Annotated in this window: 15 protein-coding genes and 1 pseudogene; 3 read left to right on the top strand and 13 right to left on the bottom strand. The window is 68.8% G+C overall.

Annotation, left to right across the window (positions count from 1 at the left end):
* Window positions 1-402 carry a hypothetical protein gene (locus FHS44_RS26405; RefSeq protein WP_184719346.1) on the bottom strand — a complete coding sequence of 134 codons (402 nt, stop codon included), beginning with the start codon at window positions 400-402 and terminating at the stop codon, window positions 1-3.
* A gap of 116 nt (window positions 403-518) precedes the next feature.
* On the opposite strand from FHS44_RS26405, the gene FHS44_RS26400 reads away from it, so the two are divergent.
* Window positions 519-788 (top strand): hypothetical protein, encoded by a 270-nt coding sequence (locus FHS44_RS26400; RefSeq protein ID WP_184719344.1) that lies wholly within the window; start codon window positions 519-521, stop codon window positions 786-788.
* Here FHS44_RS26400 and FHS44_RS26395 read toward each other — a convergent pair.
* Complete coding sequence (locus FHS44_RS26395) at window positions 769-1,890, bottom strand: FAD-dependent oxidoreductase (RefSeq protein WP_184719341.1); 1,122 nt, start codon at window positions 1,888-1,890, stop codon at window positions 769-771. The two genes, FHS44_RS26400 and FHS44_RS26395, sit on opposite strands and share 20 nt — an antisense overlap.
* A gap of 62 nt (window positions 1,891-1,952) precedes the next feature.
* On the opposite strand from FHS44_RS26395, the gene FHS44_RS26390 reads away from it, so the two are divergent.
* The gene (locus tag FHS44_RS26390) at window positions 1,953-2,405 is read left to right on the top strand and encodes a MarR family winged helix-turn-helix transcriptional regulator (RefSeq protein WP_184719339.1); all 453 of its coding nucleotides are present in this window, start codon (window positions 1,953-1,955) and stop codon (window positions 2,403-2,405) included.
* Between the two features lie 12 nt (window positions 2,406-2,417).
* Here FHS44_RS26390 and FHS44_RS26385 read toward each other — a convergent pair whose 3' ends face one another.
* The 4 genes and pseudogenes from FHS44_RS26385 to FHS44_RS26370 all read right to left on the bottom strand — a co-directional run bounded on the left by FHS44_RS26385 (window position 2,418) and on the right by FHS44_RS26370 (window position 5,473).
* The gene (locus tag FHS44_RS26385) at window positions 2,418-3,134 is read right to left on the bottom strand and encodes a GntR family transcriptional regulator (protein ID WP_312863820.1); all 717 of its coding nucleotides are present in this window, start codon (window positions 3,132-3,134) and stop codon (window positions 2,418-2,420) included.
* 31 nt (window positions 3,135-3,165) lie between these two features.
* Window positions 3,166-3,573, bottom strand: a pseudogene (locus FHS44_RS26380) (UTRA domain-containing protein); the annotation flags it as partial.
* Between the two features lie 228 nt (window positions 3,574-3,801).
* Window positions 3,802-4,590 (bottom strand): GntR family transcriptional regulator, encoded by a 789-nt coding sequence (locus FHS44_RS26375; protein ID WP_184719333.1) that lies wholly within the window; start codon window positions 4,588-4,590, stop codon window positions 3,802-3,804.
* Between the two features lie 145 nt (window positions 4,591-4,735).
* On the bottom strand, window positions 4,736-5,473 hold the full coding sequence (locus FHS44_RS26370) for a GntR family transcriptional regulator (protein ID WP_184719331.1): 738 nt from the start codon (window positions 5,471-5,473) through the stop codon (window positions 4,736-4,738).
* A 156-nt stretch (window positions 5,474-5,629) separates the two neighbouring features.
* Between FHS44_RS26370 and FHS44_RS26365 the strand changes: the two genes are divergently transcribed.
* Window positions 5,630-5,833 carry a hypothetical protein gene (locus FHS44_RS26365; RefSeq protein WP_184719329.1) on the top strand — a complete coding sequence of 68 codons (204 nt, stop codon included), beginning with the start codon at window positions 5,630-5,632 and terminating at the stop codon, window positions 5,831-5,833.
* Window positions 5,834-6,135: 302 nt separating this feature from the next.
* Here FHS44_RS26365 and FHS44_RS26360 read toward each other — a convergent pair whose 3' ends face one another.
* From FHS44_RS26360 to FHS44_RS26330, 7 genes are read right to left on the bottom strand one after another with little or no spacing between them, the layout of a single operon-like run.
* Window positions 6,136-11,550: a non-ribosomal peptide synthetase/MFS transporter gene (locus FHS44_RS26360; protein ID WP_184719326.1), complete on the bottom strand. Its 5,415-nt coding sequence runs from the start codon at window positions 11,548-11,550 to the stop codon at window positions 6,136-6,138.
* A complete protein-coding gene (locus tag FHS44_RS26355) occupies window positions 11,547-12,653 on the bottom strand; it encodes a 2-oxo acid dehydrogenase subunit E2 (RefSeq protein ID WP_184719324.1) in 1,107 nt (368 codons plus the stop codon). Before FHS44_RS26355 ends, FHS44_RS26360 begins: the two co-directional genes overlap by 4 nt.
* A complete protein-coding gene (locus FHS44_RS26350) occupies window positions 12,646-13,620 on the bottom strand; it encodes an alpha-ketoacid dehydrogenase subunit beta (protein WP_184719322.1) in 975 nt (324 codons plus the stop codon). Before FHS44_RS26350 ends, FHS44_RS26355 begins: the two co-directional genes overlap by 8 nt.
* A complete protein-coding gene (locus tag FHS44_RS26345; protein WP_184719320.1) occupies window positions 13,617-14,552 on the bottom strand; it encodes a thiamine pyrophosphate-dependent dehydrogenase E1 component subunit alpha in 936 nt (311 codons plus the stop codon). Before FHS44_RS26345 ends, FHS44_RS26350 begins: the two co-directional genes overlap by 4 nt.
* Window positions 14,545-14,775, bottom strand: coding sequence for a phosphopantetheine-binding protein (locus tag FHS44_RS26340; protein ID WP_184719318.1), 231 nt, complete (start codon window positions 14,773-14,775; stop codon window positions 14,545-14,547). The genes FHS44_RS26345 and FHS44_RS26340 overlap by 8 nt, the downstream gene beginning before the upstream one ends.
* Window positions 14,754-15,995 (bottom strand): condensation domain-containing protein, encoded by a 1,242-nt coding sequence (locus FHS44_RS26335; RefSeq protein ID WP_184719316.1) that lies wholly within the window; start codon window positions 15,993-15,995, stop codon window positions 14,754-14,756. Before FHS44_RS26335 ends, FHS44_RS26340 begins: the two co-directional genes overlap by 22 nt.
* Window positions 15,992-17,440: a class I adenylate-forming enzyme family protein gene (locus FHS44_RS26330; RefSeq protein WP_312863819.1), complete on the bottom strand. Its 1,449-nt coding sequence runs from the start codon at window positions 17,438-17,440 to the stop codon at window positions 15,992-15,994. The genes FHS44_RS26335 and FHS44_RS26330 overlap by 4 nt, the downstream gene beginning before the upstream one ends.
* Window positions 17,441-17,721 lie beyond the last annotated feature (281 nt).

Raw genomic sequence — 17,721 nt, 5'->3', positions numbered from 1 at the left:
TCATGAGATTGAGAGACACGCGGTCTCTCCTCTGACTCTGTACCGCCCATTACCTGGCGACTCCAGAATGATCGTCGTCTTGTATTCGTCGTTGGCGAGCCAGATGGGAGCATCACCACGGTCTTCGGTGATCCGATAAGGGGCGACCCTGGAAAGCGCACCCAGTAGAAGGTCATTGAGTGAGTCTCCCCCGGTCTCCGGAGCGGGATCTCTCCCAACTGCCGCGAAGGTTCGCTTGGCCCTGCCTTCACCACAGCGGATATCACGCCCTCCAGGGTCGGTGATCTGGACGTCCAAGGCGTGGCGCTGTCTCATCAACTCGGTGATGTGGGCCTTCAGGGTCTCCCCCGCCTGGGCCGCCGTGGGGCCGCTTTCGCCGCAGCCGGTCACCGTCAGCAGCACCGTCGCACAGGCCACGACGCCGAGCCGTACAGAACACCCCACTGTTTCCTCCGGAACCGGCCGATATGTTGTAGATCCAATAATGTCCAATGAATCCGCATCCGGAGAGGGAGAACATGAACTCTGGACCGGCGGACGCGATTCCCAATCCCCGGCGTCAGATGCTCGAACAGACATTGGTGGAGGTCAAGGCACGAATCGCCATCCTTGAGGCCGCGCTCGACCCGGCCCACCGGCAGTTCACCGGTCAGCCGGTATGGGTGGGGCCGAAGGCCAGGACGTTCGCCGAGGATCTCATCGCCCGCCGTGCACGGCTCCGCCAGGCGACGAGAGCGATCCTGGACGCCCTCGAAGAGGAACTCCGGGTCACCCCGTCACGGCGGTGAGGCGGTTGCTGAAGCGGGAGAGCATGGTGGTCTGGGAGGTCTCGGGGAACAGGCGGCCGATCGCCGGAGGGATGCGCCAGTTCGCGGGACTGCGCCTGGCCAGCCGGGAGACCAGGGACACCTTCGGGTAGCGGTCCTTCTCGTAGGCGCGCAGCCGTACCGGAAGATCTCCGCCCTTGGCGAGTTCGCGGCCGAGCACCCACACGTCCTCAAGGGTCTGGTTGGCGCCCTGGCCCAGAGTCGGCGGCATGGTGTGGGCGGCGTCGCCGATCAGGGTGACGCGGCCCTGTCCCCAGACGGGACGGACCCTGTTCCAGTGGTGGCCGAAGAAGCCGAGATCCTCCTCGCGGGCGGCGGCGAGCACCTCGGGGACGGGCGAGGCCCAGTGTCCGAAGCGGCGCCTCAGCTCGGCCAGCGGCGCGGTGGGCCGTGGGTCGGAGGGCGACCAGCGCACGTCGAACCACCACTGCAACAGCCCGTCGCCCCCGGGGATCAGCCCGCACGCCCCCTCCTTCCCGGTGATCATCAGGTGGAGGTGGGTGTGGGTCAGGTCGATGTCGATCGGGCTGAGCGCCTGCCAGGTGCCGAAGGTCGCCGTACGGACGACGTCCTCCCCCCAGAGCTGCCGCCGCACCTCCGAATGGTGACCGTCGGCCCCGATGAGCAGGTCTCCGGTGGCGGTCGAGCCGTCGTCGAAGGTCACGGTGACCCTGTCGTCGTCCTGCGTCACACTCCGGAAGCCCGTCCTGTAGTGGACAAGTCCCTCGGGCAACCCCTCGGCGAGACGGTCCAGCAGGACGTTCCGGGAGACCGACTTGTTCTCGAACCCGAAATGGGCGGCGGTGTGGACCAGGTCCATGGTGGTGCGCAACCGGCCGTCGGAGGTGAGCGCGTCGATCCTGTCGATGCGCCCTCCGGCGCCGTCAAGACTGACACCGAGATCGTTCAGTACGGCGACGCCGTTGCTGAACATGGTCAATCCTGCCCCGCCCGTCCGTCTGGCAGCGGCCCGCTCGAAAACCCGCACCCGATGACCGGCGGCCAGCAGGTGACGCGCCACAGCCAGACCACCCACTCCGGCGCCAACGACAATGATGTCCATATTTCCCCCAAATCGGAGTATCTCCGATATGAAGATATACCGAGCTGGAGTAGGTTGGACGAGTGGCCCACAAAAACCCGGAAGATGACATCTACCGCGAGTTCCTGATCGCGGTCGTGCAGCACAACGAGGCGGTGGCCAACCGGCTCGGCCTGCAACCGGCCGACGTCGCCGCCGTCATCCTGCTGGAGATGCGCGGCCCTCTCGCCGTCGGGGCCATCGCCGAGGAACTCGGGCTGCCGTCGGCCTCGACGACCCGGCTGATCGACCGCCTGGAGAAGGCGGGTTACGTACGGCGGGTGCGCGGCGAACGCGACCGCCGTACGGTCACCGTGGAACTGCTCGAAGACGGCCTAGGCGACTACGAGGCCACCCGCGACTCCGCGAGACGCCACCTGGACGCGATCGGCGCGCGCTACACGCCGGAACAGATCCCCGTGCTCCTGGGCCTGCTCTCCCACATAGGCCACGCCTACCGAGCCGCCACCCGAGAACTCCGCAAGTCCTCGTCCTGACCCAAGTGATGATTACCTCTGGTCATCCACGGAGACCGACTGGCGATAGGACAGTTCGTAGAGGTGCCCCGGCTTGATGATCACGCTTACTTCCACCGGTCGTTCATCGGTGGAATACACCGTGCGGAACTGCCGGAGAACGGGAACCCCTTGGGGGATGTCGAGGGCCTCCGCCTCCTCGATCGTCGGCAGACGAGCCGACAACCGGTCCACGAACTCGCGTTCGGGATAGCCGAGTTCTCGGAGAACCCTGGGCGCTCCTCCCTGAAGTTTCCGCTGTTCCGCCAGCGGAGTCCCCACGGCAAGGCTGACCGGATAGTAGGACCAGGACAGTTCCACGGGCTCATCCTGATGAAGCATCAGTCGGTGTCGCAGAACGGCTCGTTCCTCACCAAGGGCAGCGGCTACATCGACGGGCGCCTCCACCTCGGCGACGACGAGCACCCTGTATTCGATCCCTCGCTCGGCGGGATCGAAATACGCGGTGACGTCCATCGTGAACTGGTGATGGTCGCGCACGGACACACCCTTTCCCGTCTCGCTGACGAGATAGCCCTCCGCCTTGAGAATGTCCCAGGCGGCCTGCACAGCGGTCGTTGAGACACCACGTTCAGCGGCCAACACCGGAATGGACGGAAGCCGCGCGCCGGGTGGAAGCTGTCCGGTCGTGATCTGAACACGAAGATCAGCGGCGATCCGCTCGGACTGGTCTCGGGTATCGGGCTTCACGTCTTCCCTCCGTTGAGATCCCTGCAGAGCGTCAGTCCATCGGTACGTCATAGACGAACCGGTGACGGCTCGCATCGAACAACCAGGCCGTCACCTCGACCGGCCGATCCCCCGCGTGGATCGTGCGAACGAGCTCGACCACGGGCGTACCCGGCAGGAGTTGCAGTGTCTCCGTCTCGACCAGGGTGGGCATCCGGGCCACGAGTGTCTCCACCGCGCGGGTGAGTGGTGCTCCGAGGATCTCGGCGAGGGCGGCGTGCACGCCCCCGGGGATTTTCTCCGGACGGGCGATCCGGGTTCCCTCGACCAGATGAGCTGGAATGTAGGAGTCGGCGGTCGCCGCCGGATGGCCGTCCAGAACGACGAGGTGGCGCCGCACGACGAGCGGAATGTCCACGGCGATCCTCAGCAGATCCGCGATGTCCCGCATAGGAGCGGCCGACTCGACCTCTCTGAGGACAGCTCACGGTGAACACCCTGGTCGGCGGCCTCGGCTTCGAGCGGACCGGTGCCTTCGGGGCGCTGGGAACTGAGATGCCGCCGAGAGCCGAAACGGTCCAGTCGCCCGATCATGGAACCCCCACCGACAGCTTCCCGTCCCCCGTGTTCTTCCCATGAGAGCCCTCAGGAGGCCGCGCGACCAGCCCCCTGGAAGGAAGTTTTCGTGTCAGCCGTCCGTCGGATCCACCGGATAGCGGTATCTCAGGTCCCACTGGTGGGTGGGCATGACGTAGGTCGTCACCTTCACGGGGCGGTCGTCGGCAGTCCACCCGATGTGGGTGATGTCGTAGACCCGCTGGTCGTCGGCCATCTCCAGCAGTCTGGACTCTTCCTCGGTCGGCGGCCGGACCGTGATGCGCTCCTCGATCTCCCGCTGGCCGTACCCCAGCTCCGCCAGGCGGCTTGAGATGCCGCCCACACCGGAGTCGTCTTCGGCGATCGGCGTGCCGTCGGCGATGACACGCGGGATGTAGCTCGTCGCGATCTGGACGGGCACCTCTCCGCGGCCCTCGGAAGGGATCACCTTCATGTGACGCCCGCGCACGATGACGCTGTCCGTCCCGGGGGCCACACCGAGGATCTCGGCGACGTGCTCCGGCGGCCTACCGGGACCGACCGTGTTGTCCGAGCGCAGCTCGTAGCCCAGCTCCGTCAACTCGGCGGCCAACGCTCCCCGGGATTCTCCGCGTTCCCGGTGCTCCCGGCTGTGCCTGACGGCGGCGTGCCGAGGAAGCGGAGGAAGGTCGCGGACGAAAGTTCCCTTCCCCCGGTGAACGCGCAGAAGCCCTTCGGCGACGAGGACCTTCAACGCCCTGTTCACCGTCACCCGGTTGACCCCGAGCTGGGCGGCCAGGTCCTCCTCACGAGGAAGCTGACCACCTCGCGCGTAGGTCCCGTCCTGGACGCGAATCCGGACGATATTGGCGATCTCACGGTACTGGCTGGCAGCGGACATACGTCCGATCCTAGCCAGCGCTGTACTACGTACTTCATTCCGCTTGCCACATCCCGATGTTCGGTTTATGAAGTACGTAGTACATAAATGATTCCAGCCCCGAATCACGTCCGTGGAAGGCCCACGATGTCAGACGCCCCGTGTCCTACTCAAGGTCGTGGTCAACGGAGAGCTCCCGGCCGGGGGCGAGGAAGTCCACGGCGTATTCGGTCACCTCCCCATGCTGGTCCCAGTAGTGGTTGGTCATGGTCAGGACGGGCGTGTCCTCCCCTACCCCGAGCAGCTCGGCCACGTCTGCAGGCGCTGGCCTGATGGCGATCACGTCACGCCGTCGTACGGCACGGCGACCAGTCCGCTCCTCGACCAGGCCGAAGGTCATCGCGGGCAGTGGTTCGGTGACCAGCAGTTCCGGAACCGCCTCAGCCAGGCCTCCGGGAAGCCACGACGTCGACAGCGCCACGATGCCCGCGTCGTCCCGGTACGCCCGACGACGGCGGATCACGGGAGTTTCGGTCTCCACGCCCAACGCGTCGGCGACTTCCTCTGACGCGGGAGCGAGATCGGCGCCCAGGATCTCGGCCTGCTCCCCGGGGCGGTAGCCACTTCCCGTGGCCCGCAGCATCTGGAGCCGGTCCGGACCCGTGGTGAGCTTCCTAGGAAGTACGGCGATCGTTCCGATGCCCGGAACCGACGTGGCGTAGCCCTCCGCCCTCAGCACGGCGGCGACCCGGGTGGCGGTAGCCGTCGCCACTCCCTCGTCTCGCACGATCTCCCGCACCGAGGGGATGCGGTCGCCCGGCTGGATCTCACCGCTCTCGATTCTGACTCTGATCCGCGCGGCGATCCGCCTGTACGGTGCCAGCCCCTCAAAACCGTCACCCATCACAAAACCCCTGTTCTAGTGCACTCTGAATCACCCGTTGACTTCAGTACCGCTCTAGAACACTATAGAGCTGACCTCGCTCGAAAGGCGAGGGATGGTGACCTGCCTGTGTCGCAGGAGAAACGCATCGGAAGTCCATCGAAGAGGAGTACCGACATGGAGAACACCGACGAGAAGCACGTTCCCCAGGCGTTCGCGCTGGTTCGGGGGGAGGTGTTGGCCTATGGGGTGACCCTGCCGGGTGGGCAGGCGGCTACCGTGAGGGCCGACGGTGGGGCGCATGGGCTGTGGAACAGCGCTCAGAGTGCCGCGAAGCGGCTTCGCTCCGACCTCGTCTGGTTCGGTGACGGCGGCGGGTGAGACGGGCGCGGCGGGGTGGGGGTCCCGGCAAGGGGGTCCGGGGAGGTCCTCACCCCGCCGTGCCTGTCTTTGCCTCGTCGGGTGAGGCGGGGACGAGCGCAGGTGCCCCACACCGCGTCGTCCTCGCCGTCCGCAGAGGCTCCTCCCCCCACCGGGCGCTCGGTGGGGGAGGTCCCGTCCGCCGCCCCCTGCGGGGAGGTACTTCCGCGGGGAAGCGGCGGACGGGAGTCCGGATCAAGGGCTCCAGATCACGCGCCGGAGCCCGGTCGAAAAGCGTCGAACAGACAGAACAGATGGAAGGGTCACACTCCGGTTGGCTGCTTCTTGGTGGTGATCGGGACGACCTCGGCGAGCGACTCCTGACGACGCTGGAGGGTCTGGAAGCCGACCAGGTCGTCGGGGAGCGCGTCCGGGACCTCCTCGTCGAACCTGGACAGCGTCCTAGTCCGCATCCCGACCAGCGCGATGGCGGCGATGGCGAAGGCGAACAGGACGTACATCAGGCCGACGCCGCGTCCCGGGCCCGTGCCGATCACGGCGCCGACGGTGTCGGCGAGCGCGCCGCCCGGCATCATCAGCGGGTCGAAGATCGCACTGCCGTACGGCGCGACCAGGCCGAAGCCGATGGGCAGCGTGGACCACGCGATGAGCGTGTTCAGGGCGATGACCCGGCCGTGGAAGCGCTGCGGCACCTTGACCTGGATGATCGTGGCGTAGACGCCGTTGAGCATGCTCAGCCAGAACGACATCCCGAAGACACCGATGGAGACGATGACCAGGTTGCGCTGGAAGCCGACGATCAGGCAGAAGACCGACAGCACGAGGGTGGAGAGCATCACGCCGCGCAGCCTCTGACGCCTGGGACCGCCCCAGATCGTCATGGCCATTCCGGCGAGGAAGACGCCCAGGCCGCCGAAGAAGGAGACCCGGCCCACGTCCTCAAGGGTCGCGAAGCCCAGCACCAGCGGGGAGATGAGCAGGAACAGCGGGGACAGGAAGACGTTGAGGAAGGCGAAGAAGAACAGCATCGCGCGGAAGCCCTTGATGCCCCAGGAGAACTTCCAGCCCTCGACCATCTCCGCGACCAGCGTCTCCCTGCGCTTCCAGGCCATGGTCTTGGGGAAGCGGACGAACAGCAGGACCGAGATGGCGAAGACGTAGGAGGCGACGTCGATGGCGAGGATGCCCTCCAGGCCGATCAGCGACATCAGGCCGACGGCGACCAGCGGGACGATGAGCTGGGCGGTACCGGTGATCATCTGGACGACGCCGTTGGCGTGGCCGAGGAACCGCTTGGGGACCAACTGTGGAATCGCCGAGTTGTAGGCGAGCCGTTGGAAGGTGAGCGCGACCGACAGCACCACCAGGAGCGGGTATATCTGCCAGACGTCCAGATTGCCGGTCCACAACAGCACGCCCATGATGAACTGGGTGCCGAAGGCCCCGATGTCACCGATGAGCATGATCGTTCGCCGGTCGTAGCGGTCCACGAGGGTGCCCGCGATCGGGGCGACCAGCATGCCGGGCACCAGCGCCAGCACCGCGAACAGCGCGAACCTGACGAGCGAGCCGGTGTGGATGTAGATCCACAGGGGGATCGCGAACTCGGTAAGGGACGATCCGACGATCGAGATGAGCTGGCCCGCCGCCACCGCGGCGAAGCGCCGCATGCTCGGCTTCGGCCCGGTCCTCGGCGCCGCGCTTTCCGCGGCCTCGGGAGAGGCGGGCGCGGAGGGGTCCCGGTCCGAGACGCCCTCAAGCCACCACGTGGAGCGTGCCGTACGGCGCAGCGGCTCGGTCTCGCCGGAGGCGATGGCCTTGTGAGTGCCGGTGAGGATGACCGACAGTTCCTGGGCTCGGTACTTGAGGAAGAAGTGGCCCGCCTCGTCGAGCACGACCGCCGCGGTCGAGTTCGTCAGCAGGTGCCACTCGCGGAAGCGCTCCTGGTAGAACTCGGTAGCCGGGTCGCGTTCGCCCGCCACGGAGATGATCGGCGCCTTGAGCGGCTCGACCCCCTCCTCGAACAGGCGGGTGAAGTAGCGCTCGGCCTCCCTGGTGCCCTTGCGGCGGTTGTCGATGACCAGCTTCAGCTCCTCGCGGCCGAGGTCGTCGACGTCGAGACCGGCGGCCTGCAGGGCGTTGGCCCAGACCTGGTCGCTGCGGAGCTTGTCGGTCAGGTTCGCCATCCACGCCAGCGCCGACTGCGGCCTGGCGAAGGGGAAGACACCGCCGAGGTAGATGGCGTCGACCTGGCGGCCCGCCGCCTCAAGGCGTCTGGCGATCTCCACGGTCAGCATGACGCCGAGACCGCAGTGGCCGTAGAGCGTCAGCGGGCCCTTGACCCCCTTGAGGATCTCCTCGACACACCCCTCGGCGACCTCGGCCACCGGGCGGGTCTCCTCGATCAGGCCCATCTCCTGGCCGGGCACCGCGACCGCGTGCAGCGCCCACTTCTTGGGCAGCGCGTCGGCAAGCGGCTGGTAGATGGCCGCGCTGCCGCCGCCGTACGGCACGCAGACGAGGGTTGAGGTGGTGGTGCGGGCCGGGGTGAGGCGGTGCAGCAGCATGCGCGGGCCGCTCTCGCCCGACTCGACGATCTGGGCCAGCTCACGCACGGTCCTGTACTTGAACAGGTCCAGGATGCTGACCTGGCGCCCGCCTGCGGGGAGAGCCTTCCGCAGGCGGGCCACCACCTGTGCGGCGAGCAGCGAATGTCCGCCCAGGTCGAAGAAGTCGTCCAGCACGCCGACCTGGACCAGGCCGAGCACCGCGGCCCACACCGAGGCGATGGCCTCCTCGACCGGTGTCTCCGGCGGGACGAACCCCGCCTCCTGGTCGGGGCGTTCCTCGTCGGGCTCGGGCAGCCTGGCCCGATCGACCTTGCCGTGCGACTTCAGTGGCAGCTCGTCCAGCCAGACGAAGCGTGCCGGGATCATGTATTCGGGAAGGCGTTCGCCGAGCGCGGTGCGCAGTTCGCCGACTGTCGTCTTCTCCCCAACAAGGTAGGCGATGAGACGGTCGTCGCGCAGGTCCACGACGGCGTGGGCAACGCCGGGCTGGTCGGTGAGGACGGACTCGATCTCCGACAGTTCGACCCGGTAACCGCGGACCTTGACCTGCAGGTCGCGGCGGCCCAGGAAGCACAGGTCCCCGGAGGGCAGCCATCGGCCCAGGTCACCGGTCTTGTACATGCGGGCGCCCGGCTCGCCGTACGGGTCGGGCAGGAACCTGTCGGCGGTCAGGCCGGGCTGGCCGAGGTAACCGCGGGCGAGGCGGTCGCCACCGAGATAGATCTCACCGGTCATACCGGGCGGGACGAGCCGCAGGTGCTCGTCGAGCACGTAGAGCCTGGCGCCGGGCAGCGGCCTGCCGATGGGCAGGTTCAGCGCGCGCTCGGCCTCGTCGGTGACGGCGTGGGTGGAGATTCCGACCGTGGCCTCGGTGGGGCCGTAGTGGTTGATGACCGTGGTGTGCTCGGTCAGCTCGCGGGCCCAGCTCCACTTGGAGGCCTCGCCGCCGAGGACGAGCAGTTTGCGCGGCAGCAGCTCGGCGGGGCTCACGTCGGGGTCGGCGAGCAGCGACGCGAGGTGGGACGGCGTCATCTTGATGTAGTCGGTACAGCCGAGCTGCTCGGCGAGCTCCTCGACCGGCGCCTGCGGATCGACCAGGTGCAGTTCGCCACCGGTCATGAGCGACAGGTAGAAGATCGTCACACCGAAGTCGAACGACAGCGACTGCAGCAGCGTGTAGACGCCCGCCGGTTCGACGGCGAAGCGCTCCCTGACCCCGGCCAGGTAGTTCAGCACCTGCCGGTGCTGCACGCCGACGCCCTTGGGACGCCCGGTGGTGCCGGAGGTGTAGATGACGTAGGCCAGGTTCTCCGGGGTGACGCCGGGGTCCTCGAAGGAGGTCTCGTCGAGCGTCTCGGCGTCGAGCGTGACGACCGGGGGGCCGGAGACCAGGTCGGCCAGGTCCTCGGTGGTGACGACCACGGCCGCCCCCGAGTCCTCAAGCATGTAGGCGAGGCGGTCGCGGGGCTGCTTGGGGTCGAGGGGCACGTAGGCGCCGCCGGACTTCAGCACGCCGAGCAGCGCGGCGGCCACGTCCACGGACTGGTCGAGCAGCACGCCGACCCTGCTGTCGGGGCCGATGCCGTACCGGCCGCGCAGCAGGGCGGCGATCCGGGCGGAGCGCTCGTCGAGCTGGGCGTAGGTGTAGGTGTCGTCCTCGTGGGTCACGGCCGGGGCGTCCGGGGTGAGCGCGGCCTGCGCGGTGACCAGGTCGTGCAGCAGGTCGTGGCCGGTGGGGACGAGGTCGGTGCTCGACCCGAAGCCCAGGACGAGTTCCCTCTCCTCCTCCGACAGCAGCGACAGCTCGCCGACCCGGGTGTCCGGGGACTCGACGATGGAGCGCAGCAGGGTGTCGAAGCGGGAGCCGAGCAGCTCGACGGTCTCCGGGTCGAACAGCGCCGTGTTGTAGGTGAAGTTGCCGACCAGGCCGTCGGGGCTCTCGAAGAGGTACAGGGCCAGGTCGTAGCGGGTGGTCCTGACGGGCAGCGAGACGTAGGAGACGCGCCCGTCCTCCTCGCCCGCCTTGTAGTTCTGCAGCGCGAAGGTGACCTGGACCAGCGGCGACCTGCTGACGTCGCGAACGACGTTCAGTTCGCTGACGAGCTGGTCGAACGGCAGTTCCTGGTGGGCGAAGGCGTCGAGCGCCGTCTCGCGGGTGCGGGCCAGGAAGTCGGTGAACGCCGGGTCGTCGGCCAGGTCGGCGCGCAGCACCAGCGTGTTGACGAACATGCCGACGACGTCGTCGAGCTCGGGCAGCCCCCGCCCGGCGACCGGGGAGCCGACCGCGAAGTCCGACTGTCCCGAGTAGCGCGCCAGCAGCACCTGGAAGGCCGCCATCAACGTCATGTACGGCGTCGCGCCGGAGGACTTGGCCAGCTCCGCCAGACGGGCGGTGAGGTCGGCGTCGATGGAGAAGTCGAGGGAGGCGCCCTCGTAGCCCTGCTCGGCGGGGCGCGGCCTGTCGGTCGGCAGCTCGATGGCGGGCAGCCCGGCGAGCTTGTCGCGCCAGTGGTCGACCTCGCGGCGGTGGTCGCGTCCGCGCTGCCAGATGGCGTAGTCGCCGTAGCCGACCTGGGCGGGCTTGAGGGTCTTGCCGTCGTGCAGCGCGAGCAGCTCGCGGATCATCAGGTCGATGGACCAGCCGTCCACGACGGTGTGGTGGGCGGCCAGCAGCAGGACGTGGTCGTCGGGGGCGAGCCGTACCAGGAGGGTCCTGAACAGCGGACCGGTCTCCAGGTCGAACGGCGTCGCGACCTCCTCGTCGATGAGTTCGACGGCGGCGTCCAGGTCGGCGGCCTCGGTGACGCGCAGTTCGGCGGGGCGGGGCTCGTCGACGACCAGCTCCGGGGTGCCGTCCTCGGTGGTGAGGAAGCGCATCCGCAGGGCCTCGTGCCGGGTGACGATCTCGTCGAGGGCGCGGCGTAACGCGTCCTCGTCCAGCTCGCCGTACAGGCGCACCGCGACGGGGACGGTGTAGGTGGTGGTTCCCGGGCGGTACTGCTCAAGGAACCACAGGCGTTCCTGCGCGTGGGACAGGGGCGGGGTGACGGAGGGGTCCCGGGCCGTGATGGTCCGGGACTCCTCCCGGCGCCGGAGCCGCTGGGCGAGCAGTGCCCGTTTGGCGTCCGACAGCGTTGTCTCGGTCATTGCAGCTCCATCCGGAGGGCGGCGAGGAAGAGCGCGGCGTCCCGGCCGTTGATCAGTCGGTGGTCGTAGGCGAGGCCGATGTTGGCGACGGTCCTCGTCGTCACCGCGCCGTCCTCCCCGAGGGCGAGCTCGGGCTGTGGCGAGGTGATCGCGAGCGCGCAGACCGTCCCCGGGAAGACGAAGGGGACCGCGAGGACGACATCGGCGTCGGTGTGCAGGGTGACGGCGATGTTGGCGCCGGTGAGGTCCCGCTCCCTGAAGTCGCCCTCCGCCGCCGCGAGGCGGTAGCGCATCAGCGTGTCGGCGATGTCCCTGAGCGTCCCGGTCTCGCGGACCACCGGGACGTAGAGCCCCTCCCCCATGTCGAAGGTGACGCCGACGCGCGGGGCGTCGGAGAGCCTGGCGCCGTCGCCGTCGACCGCGGCGAAGAACAGCGGGAAGGTGGGGTGCAGCGTGGCGACGGCCTGCACGAACAGTTCGGCGAGGCCGACCGGTCTGCGTACCTGTCTGCTCAGGTCCTTGGTGCGTGCCAGGGCGGGGCCGACGTCGAACTTCACGACGGTGTAGGCGGCGGGGATCGTGCTGTGCGAGGTGGTGACGGCCCTGGCCACGGCCCGCTGCACCCGGGAGAGCACGTGCCTGTTGGTCTCCTGGGGTACGGCCGGCTGCTCCTGCTCCGGTACGGCTCCCGCCAGGCGTTCCACGTCTGCGCGCCGGACGACGCCCAGGCCCAGGGAGGCGACCTGCTCGGGGGTGATGCCGAGTTCGGCGATGAGGGCGCGGGCGGGCTCGGTGATGACGGCGTCACGCGGCGCCGAGGTGCCAGCCGGGGCGGCCTCCGGAGCAGGCGCGGGTGCGGGTGCGGCCTGTGGGCCCTCGGTGATCCTGGCCAGCAGGGCGCCGGGGGTGACCCAGGTGTTGAGCGCGGCGTCGTGGTGCAGGTAGCCGGACTCCTCGGCCTCCAGCTCGTCGGCCGCCTTGGAGGTCTCCAGGACCACGACGGGCTCACCGGCCCTGACCGGCTTGCCGTCCTCGACGAGCCACGCCACGACGAGGTACTCGCTGTCGTTGTTGTTGAGCTTGGGGACGCGGATGTCAGCCACGCAGGGCCTCTCGTACGGCGTGGTGGATCGTGGACTCCCCGGCCAGGACCTCGCTCTCCAGGTGGGCAGCGGTGGGGATGACGCTGTCCCGCGAGTGGACGAGGCGGACGGGGCCGCGCAGGCGGTCCCACACGCGCCCGTGCAGGAGGTGGGCGACCTCGCTGCCCCAGGTGCCGCCCGCCGTGCTCTCCTCCGCGACGATGACGACGCCGTTCACGTACGGCAGCAGCGCCTCGACGTCCAGCGGGTAGAGCCGGGAGGGGACGAGCAGGCGGCAGGAGATCTCGTCTTCCAGCAGCAGGGTCCGCATCGCGGCCAGGGCCCGGTGCGCCATGCCGCCCGGTGCGATGATCACGCAGTCGGGTCTGTCGTCGGCCTCGGCGATGGCGAGTTCGCCGTCGCGGCGCACGGGGAACATCGGGTCGGTCTGACCCATCTGCCGGGTGTAGAGGATCTTGTCCTCGAAGAACAGGCAGGGTTCGCCGCGCTCCAGCATCGAGGCGAGGACCTCGCGGTTGTCGTGGAAGGGCGACATCTCGTACAGCGACAGGCCGGGCATGCCGATGAAGTGCTTCTGCATGCTCTGGCTGTGCGTGGGGCCGTAGCCCCTGCCGCCGCCGCTGGGGCAGCGCACGATCATCCGCAGCGGCAGGCGGCTGCCGTACATGGAGACCGACTTGCTGGCGAAGTTGCAGATCTGGTCGAAGGCGAGCGCGACGAAGTCGCCGAACATGATCTCGGCGACCGCCGTGTTGCCGGTCAGGGCCAGGCCCGCGGCGACGCCGGTCAGGGCGCCCTCGCTGATCGGGGTGCCGATCACCCTGCCGGGGAAGCGCACAGAGAGACCCTTGGTGATCTTGAAGGCTCCGCCGTACGGGTCGAGGACGTCCTCGCCGATCACGTAGGCGGTGGGGTCGTCGTCGAGCAGCCCGTGCAGGGCCTCGTTGAGGTTCTCCGCGACTCTCACGACGCCTCCCACGAAGAAGACGCCTCCCAGCGGGACGGCGGGCGGGCGGCGATCTCCTCGGCGATGGCCTCGACCCGGGCCCTGATCGTCCCGTCGAGCCGGTGGAACTGGTCGGGGTGGTCGTTGGCGTAGCGGACGTACCAGTCGTTGTCCCGCGCGGCCTGTACGGCGTCGGCCGGGCGGATGTCGTCGCCCTTGCTGTGCGGGCCGAGCCGGTGGGTGGCGAACTCGACGACCAGTGGCCTGCCCGCGCGCACCGCGGCGACCGGCTCCTCAAGGGAGGTCCTGATCTCGTTGACGTCGGTGGAGACGACGAGGTGGTGGGTGACGCCGAAGGCCGCCGCCCTGCTCGCCACGCTCCCGGCCATCTGCGCGGTGGTCGGGGTCGACTGGGCGATGCCGTTGTTCTCCACGACGACCAGCAGCGGAAGGCGCCAGAGCGAGGCGAGGTTGAGCGCCTCGTAGACGGCGCCCTCCCCCCAGGTGCCGTCGCCGATGTAGACGCAGGCGAGCACGCCGGACTCGGCACGCCTGAGGTGCAGGGCGACGCCCGCGGCGACGGGCATGCTCTCGCCCTGCACCCCGGTGGACATGTAACGGTCCCGGTGGATGTGCTGGCTGCCGCCGACGCCCCCGCAGACGGCGCCCTGCCTGCCCATGATCTCGGCGAGCAGACCGTGCGGGTCGCGGAACCTCGCCAGGTAGTGGCCGTGACCCCGGTGGTTGCTGAAGACGTGGTCGTGCTCGCCGAGCAGCGGGGCGAGCGCGACGGGGACGTACTCCTGCCCGAGGCAGGTGTGGGTCGTGCCGTTCAGGTCGCCCCTGCCGTACAGCTCAAGAAGCTTCAGCTCGAAGTGCCTGATCAGGAGCAGTAGTTCCAGGTCGTCGTCGCCGAGGCGCGACAGCCTGAGCCGGTCGAGGATCTCAGTCATCTCCGAGGGACTCCACGATCCCGGCGATGGTCGGGTTGTCGAAGAAGTCGTCAAGGGAGACCTCGACGTCGAGCCGCTTGCGCATCCGGGCGATGATCTGGGTGATGGTCAGTGAGTGGCCACCCAGGTCGAAGATGTCGTCGTGCTCGTCGATCGGCGAGATGCCCAGGACCTCTTCCCAGATCTCGCGTACCTGGTCGGTCAGGGTGGTGACGGAACCCATCTCTTCTCCAGAGTGTCGTTCAGTAGCGTGTTGATCGGTCGTTCGGGGGCGAAGGTGGCGCGTTCCAGAAGAAGACGCAGGTCATCGGCCACTTTTTGGGCGTCCGAAACCACCTCGGGGTCGTAGCGAAGGCTGACGACGAGCCCGCCGGGGCCGTCGACGCACTGCAGGTGCAGGGCGCCTCTGACCGCGTGGTTGGAGACCGTCCACTCCACCGAGGCGTCGAGACCGGTGAAGACCGGGTCGGCGTCGTGGCGGGTGCGGTAGCTGACGGAGACGGGAACCAGCGCGGCGTGCGGCCGGATACGGGGCATCGCGCGGACCAGCGGAACCTGACGGAACCGGTAGACCTCGCGCAGCCCCGCGCGGAGTGCGACGGCGAAGGAGAGGAAGCTCTCCTCCACCTGGGGTTGTGAGGAGACGGGAAGTTCGTTGACGAACAGGCCGATGTGGCCCGCCGCCTCCTTCGGCCGGGTGGACAGATCGACGGCGGTGGTCACCCGGTCGTTTCCGTATCCCCTGAGCAGGACGTGCAGGGCTGCCAGCAGCGTCTCGAAACGGGTCAGCCCGGGGACGGCCGCCGGCTCCGCGGTGAAGCTCAGCTCCCGTCCCTCACCCGCCCGTCCCGAGCGCAGTGCCTGTCCGAGCAGTACGGTTTCGCCCGGATCCTGCCAGCGGGACTTCCAGAAGTCCCGTGCTTCGGGGAGCAGGGCGGCGACCCGCTCCCGTTCCACGGCGCCGTGGTCGACGGTCGCCAGTGGTGTCTGCGGCTCCCCGTTGTACAGGGCCGCCAGGTCACGTACCAGTACGTCCTTGGAGTGGCCGTCGAAGACCAGGTGGTGGGCGACGAAGACGAGCACGTGGCGCTCCGGCGCCGTCTCCAGCAGGGTGAACCTGGCCAGCGGCCCCTTCTCCAGGTCGAAGCCGCGCAGGATCTCCTCCCGCACGGCCGCGTCCACGCCCCCGGTGACCCTCGCTTTTGTCAACGGCACCTCGGCGCCGGGGACGAGCCGCAGTCCGCCCTCCGCCTCCACGACGACCTGGCCCAGCATGGGGTGGCGTTCGACGAGCGCGGCGCACGCGGCGAGCAGCGCGTCGGCGTCGAGGTCGCCGTCCAGGTTCACCAGGAGCGGCATGTGGTAGGCGGTGCCCGCGCCGACGAGTTGCTCGGTCACCCACATCCCCTGCTGGGTGAACGTGACCTCGTGCGCGGCGTTCACGGCACCCGCTCCAGGCTCGCGCGCAGGGCGCGCTTGTCCACCTTGCCGCCGTTGTTGCGCGGCAGGGCGTCGAGGGTGGTCACGTGCGCGGGCAGTTCGTGCTGGGCGAGCCTGTCCTTGAGGAAGACGCGCAGCTCCTCGGCGGCGAGCGGGACCTTGGTGACCATGGCGACGGCGACGACGGTGCCGAGCACGGGGTGGGGCACGCCGAAGGCGGCGGCCTCGACCACGGCGGGGTGCTGGTAGACGGCCTCCTCGACGTGGATGGTCGAGACCTTGTAGGCGCCGGACTTCACCACGTCGCCCTCACGGTCCATGAGATAGAGGTAGCCGTCGGCGTCGATGCGGCCCAGGTCGCCCATCCGCACCCAGCCGTCGCGGAAGGTGGAGCTGTCGGGGTCGCCGTAGTAGGCGCGCGGGGCGGCCGGGGAGCGCATCCACACCTCGCCGGTCTCGCCGGGCGGCAGCGGGTGGCCGTCCACGGTGGCGATCCTGACCCGTCCCCCGGCGATGGCGCGGCCGACGCTGCCGGGGCGCTCCGGGTCGAACATCATGACCGTCTGCGCGGGGGCGGCCTCGGTCGAGGTGTAGTAGTTGGTGATCGTCGCGTTGGGGAAGGCGGCGGTGAGCGCCTCGGCGACGGCGGAGGGCAGCGGCGCCGCGGCCGAGCCGAGCAGCAGCACGCTGGACAGGTCGTGACGGTCGCCGACCCCGGCGTTGAGCAGTTCGATGGCCATCGCGGGCACCAGGAACACGGTGCCCGCCCGGTAGGCCTCGATCAGCGTGGCGAAGCGGCCCGGGGTGAAGCGCGGCAGCGTCACCACGGCGGGGTGCGCGTCCAGGGCGTTGATCAGCATGGCCTGGCCGGCGTTCGTGCCGATCGGGAAGGCGTGGACCAGGTGACGCGAGTGCGCGAAGGGACGGCGCTTGGCGCCGCAGCCGTAGGCGAGGTTGGCGTGGGTGGCCGAGACGCCCTTGGGACGGCCCGTCGTGCCGGAGGTGTAGAGGATCTGCGCGAGGTCCCCGGGTGCGGGATCGGCGATCTCATAGGACGTTTCCGCACGCAGCCCGTCCGTGGTCGCGCTCCAGCCGACCTCGGGCACGTCGAGTCCCGCGGCGTGGACGACACCGCTCGCCCCGCAGTGCTCCAGCATGAAGCGCAGGTCGGCGACGGCCAGCCGGTCGGAGAGGGGTACGGCGACCGCCCCGGCCGCGAGCACCCCGCAGAAGGCGGCCGCGTAGTCCGCCCAGTCCGCGTTCCCGAAGACGAGACCGACCCTGTCGCCCCTGGTCACACCCCGGGCGACCAGGCCGTTCGCAATTGCGGTCGCCCGTTCGTGCCACTGGAGATAGGTGAGCGACGCCGAGCCGTGCACGATCAGCGCGACCCCGTCGGGGTCGGCTGCCGCCCGGTCTCTGAGCAACTGGGGAACGGTCAGGTTCACCAAGTGAACCTCCCACAAAGATCGGATGTATAGAACCCGACGCGTATCGAGCGTCCGAGTCGCTACAGGAAAGAATCTTTACTATTGTAAAACGAGCGCCAGTCTTACATGATCGCCACGGCCACGCAAGCCCTTTGGGAAGGTTGTCAGGATAGGCCGGGAGTCCCCAGAGATGGCGGGCCTTGCGAAGCTGGGGAAGAGGTGTAACACTAACGACCCAGACCTAACTGAAAGGTTTCTTTCCAGAAAGAAACCCTTCGTCTTCTGTGCTCAACTCGGCA

The sequence above is a fragment of the Streptosporangium saharense genome (genome assembly GCF_014203715.1).
Lineage (GTDB): Bacteria > Actinomycetota > Actinomycetes > Streptosporangiales > Streptosporangiaceae > Streptosporangium > Streptosporangium saharense.
The sequence above is the reverse complement of the archived record's forward strand: the minus strand, read 5'-3'. Positions and strand labels throughout refer to the sequence as shown.

Coding starts and splice junctions, on each gene's coding strand:
- FHS44_RS26370 (WP_184719331.1), bottom strand. CDS start 5,473: ATGGGTGACGGTTTTGAGGGGCTGGCACCGTACAGGCGGATCGCCGCG.
- FHS44_RS26360 (WP_184719326.1), bottom strand. CDS start 11,550: ATGACCGAGACAACGCTGTCGGACGCCAAACGGGCACTGCTCGCCCAG.
- FHS44_RS26340 (WP_184719318.1), bottom strand. CDS start 14,775: ATGGGTTCCGTCACCACCCTGACCGACCAGGTACGCGAGATCTGGGAA.
- FHS44_RS26400 (WP_184719344.1), top strand. CDS start 519: ATGAACTCTGGACCGGCGGACGCGATTCCCAATCCCCGGCGTCAGATG.
- FHS44_RS26365 (WP_184719329.1), top strand. CDS start 5,630: ATGGAGAACACCGACGAGAAGCACGTTCCCCAGGCGTTCGCGCTGGTT.
- FHS44_RS26345 (WP_184719320.1), bottom strand. CDS start 14,552: ATGACTGAGATCCTCGACCGGCTCAGGCTGTCGCGCCTCGGCGACGAC.
- FHS44_RS26375 (WP_184719333.1), bottom strand. CDS start 4,590: ATGTCCGCTGCCAGCCAGTACCGTGAGATCGCCAATATCGTCCGGATT.
- FHS44_RS26395 (WP_184719341.1), bottom strand. CDS start 1,890: ATGGACATCATTGTCGTTGGCGCCGGAGTGGGTGGTCTGGCTGTGGCG.